The organism is Streptomyces sp. NPDC006997 (assembly GCF_040635175.1).
In the GTDB taxonomy this organism is placed as follows: domain Bacteria; phylum Actinomycetota; class Actinomycetes; order Streptomycetales; family Streptomycetaceae; genus Streptomyces.
In genome coordinates, this window is record NZ_JBEYHH010000084.1 from 1 (window position 1) to 5527 (window position 5527).

Here is a 5527-nt window from a genome sequence, read left to right on the forward strand (position 1 = left end):
GCGTTCGCCAACGCCTGACGAATCACCCGCTCCTGCGACGGACCATTCGGAGCCGTCAACCCATTACTCGCACCATCCTGATTGACCGCACTCCCCCGCACGACACCGAGAACGCGATGCCCCTTGCGCCGCGCGTCCGACAACCGCTCCAGCACGACCAGGCCGACGCCATCGGAGAAGCCGGTGCCGTCGGCGCCCGCCGCATACGACTTACACCGACCGTCCTCAGCCAGACCACGCTGACGACTGAACTCCTGCAACAGGAACGGCCCCGCCATCACCGTCACACCACCGGCGAGCGCCATCGAGCACTCCCCCGAACGCAACGCCTGAGACGCCAGATGCAAGGCCACCAACGACGACGAACACGCCGTATCCACCGTCACAGCCGGACCCTCGAAACCAAGGCTGTACGCGATACGGCCCGAGACGACACTCGACGTCGTCCCCGTCAACCGGAACCCCTCCAGCTCGGGCGGCATGGTCGGGCGGTAGTCCATGGGGACGACTCCGGCGAAGACGCCGGTGTCGCTGCCCCGGAGCGAGGTCGGGTCGATCCCGGCGTCCTCCAGCGCCTCCCAGGACGCCTCCAGCAGAAGCCGTTGCTGCGGGTCCATCGCGGTCGCCTCACGCGGACTGATCCCGAAAAAGCCCGCGTCGAAGTCACCGACGTTCTCCAGGAAGCCGCCACCGCGCGTGGTCACCGTCCCGGCGTGGTCCGGGTCGGGGTCGTACAGGCGCTCCAGGTCCCAGCCCCGGTCGGTCGGCAGGGGCGAGATCGCGTCCCTGCCCTCCGCCACCAACCGCCACAACTCCTCCGGCGACGTCACCCCACCCGGATAACGACACGCCATACCCACGATCGCCAGCGGTTCGACGTCGCGCTGTTCCAGGTCGCGTATCCGCCGGTTGGCAGTGCGCAGTTCGCCAGTCACCTTCCGTAGATACAGGCGGAGCTTCTGCTCGTCCGTGTTCGAGCCGCTCCCTGTACGGTCCCCCGCGGCCTGGTTCATGCCATTCCGATCTCTTTGTCGATCAACTCGAATATCTCGTCGTCGGAGACCTCTTCCAGGTCGTCGACGTCTTCGACCAGCGTGTCGTCACGACCGCCACCCGTGCCGCCCATGGCGCCCAGGACCGACCGGAGACGGTTGCCCAGGGAGCGCAGACGCAGCTCGAACGCGGCCAGTTCGCCCTCGTTCCCGGAGGCGAGCAGCGCTTCCATCTGTTTCAGTGCCTCGTCCATCGGGGAAGCTCGGTCGTCGTGCCGGGCGCCGACCCGGTCGTGGAGGAGTCCGGCGACGGCGGCCGGGGTGGGATGGTCGAAGACCAACGTGGTGGGCAGTCGCAGACCGGTCGCTTTCGTGAGCCGGTTCCGCAGTTCCACCGCCGCCAGTGAGTCCAGCCCGAGGTCCTTGAAGGGACTGTCGGTGTCGATCATGGACGCCGAGGCATGGCCGAGTACGGCTGCGACGTGCGTCTGCACCAGTTCGCGGACGACCTGGGAGCGATCGGCCTCGGGAACCCGGTCGAGTTGCTCCACCAATGAGCCGCCGCCGGTCGGCTCGGTGCGCTGCCGGGCGGGTTCGCGGACGAGGCCGCGCAGCAGCAGCGGCAGTGCTCCGCTGCGCGACGGGTCGCGCAGGGCGCCGCTGTTCAGCCGTACGGGCACCTGGAGTGCCGTGTCCAGCGACTGCGCGGTGTCGTACAATGCCACGCCCAGGTCGTTGGGGAGGGGTTCGATGCCCATCCGGGCCCAGCGCGCCACGCTGCCCTCGTCGAGGGTGCCGCCCATGCTGCGGGCCTCGGCCCACAGACCCCAGGCCAGTGAGGTTCCCGGCAGTCCCCTGGCCCTGCGCTGCGCGGCGAGGGCGTCGAGGGCGGCGTTGGCGGCGGCGTAGTTCGCCTGGCCGGGGCTGCCGATGAGGGCGGCGACCGAGGAGAACAGGACGAAGGCCGACAGTTCCGCCCGCGCGGTCAGTTCGTGCAGGTGCAGGGCGGCGTCGAGCTTGGGCCGCATCACCCGTTCGATCTGCTCGGGGGTCAGGGACTCGATCACCCCGTCGTCCAGTACGCCTGCCGTGTGGATGACCGCGGTCAACGGCTTTTCCAGCGTACGGATCAGTTGTCCGAGCTGGTCGCGGTCGGCGACGTCGCAGGCTTCCACCCTGGTCTTCGCACCCAGGGCGGTCAGGCGGTCGAGGAGTTCCGGTGCGCCGTCGGCGGCGGGGCCGCGTCGGCTGACCAGGAGCAGGTGCTTGACGCCGTACCGCCGTACCAGGTGTTCGGCGAAGAGGGCGCCGAGGCCGCCGGTGCCGCCGGTGATCAGGACGGTGCCGTCCTGGTCGAGCGGGGCGGGGACGGTCAGCACGACCTTGCCGGTGTTGCGGCCCTCGCGCAGGAACCGGAACGCCTCCCGGCCCCGCCGCACATCCCAGGTACGGACCGGCGCGTGCTCCAGCACACCCTGCTCGAACAGCGCCACGACCTCCGTCAGCATCTCCTGGATACGATCCGGCCCCGCCTCGAAGAGGTCGTAGGACCGGTAGTGGACACCGGGGTGGTCCTGGGCCACCCGGTGCGCGTCGCGCGGGTCGGCCTTGCCCATCTCGATGAACCGGCCGCCGCGGGGCAGCAGGTCCAGCGAGGCGTCGATGAACTCCCCCGCCAAGGCGTTCAGTACGACGTCCACGCCCGCCCCGTCGGTGACGTCGAGGAAGGTGTCGCGGAACGACAGGTCACGCGAGGACGCGATCCGCTCCCCGGCGACGCCGAGCGCACGCACCGCGTCCCACTTCGGCTCACTCGCCGTGGCGAGGACGTCCGCCCCCAGATGCCGGGCCAACTGCACGGCCGCCATGCCCACGCCACCGGCAGCGGCGTGCACGAGCAACCGCTCACCGCGCCGCAGCCCGGCCAGGTCCACCAGACCGTAGTAGGCGGTGAGGAACACCAGGGGCACCGACGCCGCCTCGGTGAAGGACCAGCGCGGGGGCATCGGGACGACCATGCGGCTGTCCGTGACGGCGACCGGCCCGAAGCTGTCGGGCACCAGGCCCATCACCCGGTCACCCGGCCGCAGGCCGCGCACCTCGTCCCCGACCTCCAGGACGACACCGGCGGCCTCGCTGCCCAGCGGTGCCTCGCCCGGGTAGGTGCCGAGCGCGATCAGCACGTCGCGGAAGTTCAGACCCGCGGCCCGTACCCCGAGCCGCACCTCGCCCGGCAGCAGGGCGCGGTCGGCCGCCGAGGGGACGATGTCCAGGCCGTCCAGCGAGCCGGGCCGTTCGATCGACAACCGCCACGCGCCGTCAGGGAGCGCCGCCGTCTGCTGGGTACGCGCCAGACGGGGTACGAGGACGCGTCCCCCACGGACCGCCAGCTCGCCTTCCTCGGAGGCCAGCACGCCACTCCATTCGGCGTCGCCGACGGTGTCGTCGACGTCGACGAGGGTGAACCGTCCCGGGTGCTCGGACTGGGCGCTGCGCACCAGGCCCCACACCGGCGCCAGCGCCGGTTCCGGGGCGTCGTCGCCCACGGCGACACCGCGGCGCGTCACGATCACCAGGCGCGAGTCGTCCAGCGAGGCACTCGCCAGCCAGCGCTGGACGAGGGCCAGCGTGTCGCAGGCGGCGGTACGGGCGGCAAGAGCGGTGTCGGCGGTCCCCGCGCCGCGGACCTGGAGGACGACCACGTCGGGTACCTCGGCACCGTCGGCCACGGCGTCTTCCAACGCGTCGAGGGAAGCGAACCGCGGTGCGTCGAACGGGATGTCACCGAGGGCCACCACGCGGGGTATGACCGGGTGCGGGGCACCGGTGACGGCCGTCCACTCGATCTGGAACAGCGAGTCATGCGCAGCCGAGCGTCCGCCGCGCAGCTTCGCACGCTCAGCGGGCCGGAAGACCAGCCGTTCCACCCCGCCGACCGCTCTTCCCTGGTCGTCCACGATGTCGATGCGCAGGGTGGCGTCGGCCACCGGCGTGATGCGTACCCGTACGCGAGAACCGCCGGACGCGGTCAGCCGGACGCCGGACCATGAGAAGGGGAGCTGGGTGACCGACTCGTCCGCGCTGGCCAGTCCATCGAGGCCGCCGTGGAGTGCGGCGTCGAACAGGGCCGGGTGGATCACGAACCCCCGCCCGGCTTCGATGAGTTCGTCGGGAAGCGTGATCTCGGTGTAGACCGCCTCGCCGTCACGCCAAGCGGCCCGCACCCCCTGGAATGCCGGTCCGTAGGCGTAGCCGAGGTCGGCGAGCCGGGCGTACAGGTCCTCGGTGGCGAGTCGCCGCGCCCCGGCCGGGGGCCACTGCGCTGGCCAGTCCATGTCGGCGGCCGTGCCGTCGCCGAGGGTGCCGCGGGCGTGGCAGACAACCTGTTCGGGGCCGTCGCCCTCGCCTGCGGAGCGGGAGTAGACCGCCACCTCGCGACGCCCTTCGTCGTCGCTCGCTCCTACCGTCACCTGCACGCGGACGGCCGTCACCTCGTCGAGGACCAGCGGCGCTTCGAGGACCAGTTCCTCGACCACCGGGCTGCCCGCTTCCCGTCCGGCCGCACCGGCCAGTTCGACGAGCGCCGTCCCCGGGAGCAGCACCGCACCGAACACGACGTGGTCCCGGACCCAGGGGGCGCTGTCCTGGGAGAGGCGTCCGGTGAAGACCCACTCGTCCCGGTCGCCTACCGGCACGGCGGCGCTGAGGAGGGGGTGCTCGACCGGTTGCAGGCCCGCTGCGGCCGGGTCCCCGGAGTTGACGTTCGGCGGCAGCCAGTAGCGTTCGCGTTGGAAGGCGTACGTGGGCAGCTCGACGCGCTGGGCGCCGGAGCCGGTGTAGAAGGCGTCCCAGTCGACCGGGAGTCCGGCGATATGAGCGTGACCGAGGAACGCCGCGAACGCCTCCACCTCCGGTACCCGTGCCTTCAGCACGGGGGCGAACACCGCGTCCTCGACGTCCAGCGTCTGCTGGGCGAGAGCGGTGAGTACGGCGTCCGGACCGACCTCGACGAAGCGGGTCACGCCTTCGGCTGCGAGGGTGCGCACGCCGTCGGCGAAACGGACCGCCTCACGGACATGAGTGACCCAGTACGACGGATCCGTCAGCTCGGTGGACACCAGTGTGCCGGTCACGTTCGACACCACCGCGATGTTCGGTGTGTGGAAGGTGAGACCTTCAGCCACCGCACGGAACTCATCCAGCACCGGTTCCATCAGCGGGGAATGGAAGGCGTGACTGACCTTCAGCCGCGTCGTCTTACGACCCTCCTGCTCCCACTGCGGCAGCCACTCCTCCAGGGCATCGAGGCGGCCGGACACCACGACGGCCGTGGGGCCGTTCACCGCGGCAACCGACAGACGCCCCTCGAACCCGGCCAGCGACTCGACCACCTCGGCCTCAGTCGCCTGGACCGCGACCATGCCACCACCCGCGGGCAGGGCACCCATCAGACGACCGCGCGCCGCCACCAGCGTGCACGCGTCCTCCAGGGACAGCACCCCCGCCACGTGCGCACACGCCAGCTCACCCACCGA

The 5527-nt window shown here is 71.1% G+C and carries 2 protein-coding genes; both read right to left on the reverse strand.

Annotation, left to right across the window (positions count from 1 at the left end; all coding sequences use genetic code 11):
* Positions 1 to 1013, reverse strand: a 1013-nt coding sequence (locus tag ABZ659_RS35640) for a beta-ketoacyl synthase N-terminal-like domain-containing protein (protein ID WP_360229103.1), incomplete at its 3' end; no start/stop codon positions are given.
* Positions 1010 to 5524: an SDR family NAD(P)-dependent oxidoreductase gene (locus tag ABZ659_RS35645; RefSeq protein ID WP_360229106.1), complete on the reverse strand. Its 4515-nt coding sequence runs from the start codon at positions 5522 to 5524 to the stop codon at positions 1010 to 1012. The genes ABZ659_RS35640 and ABZ659_RS35645, both read right to left, overlap by 4 nt.
* Positions 5525 to 5527 lie beyond the last annotated feature (3 nt).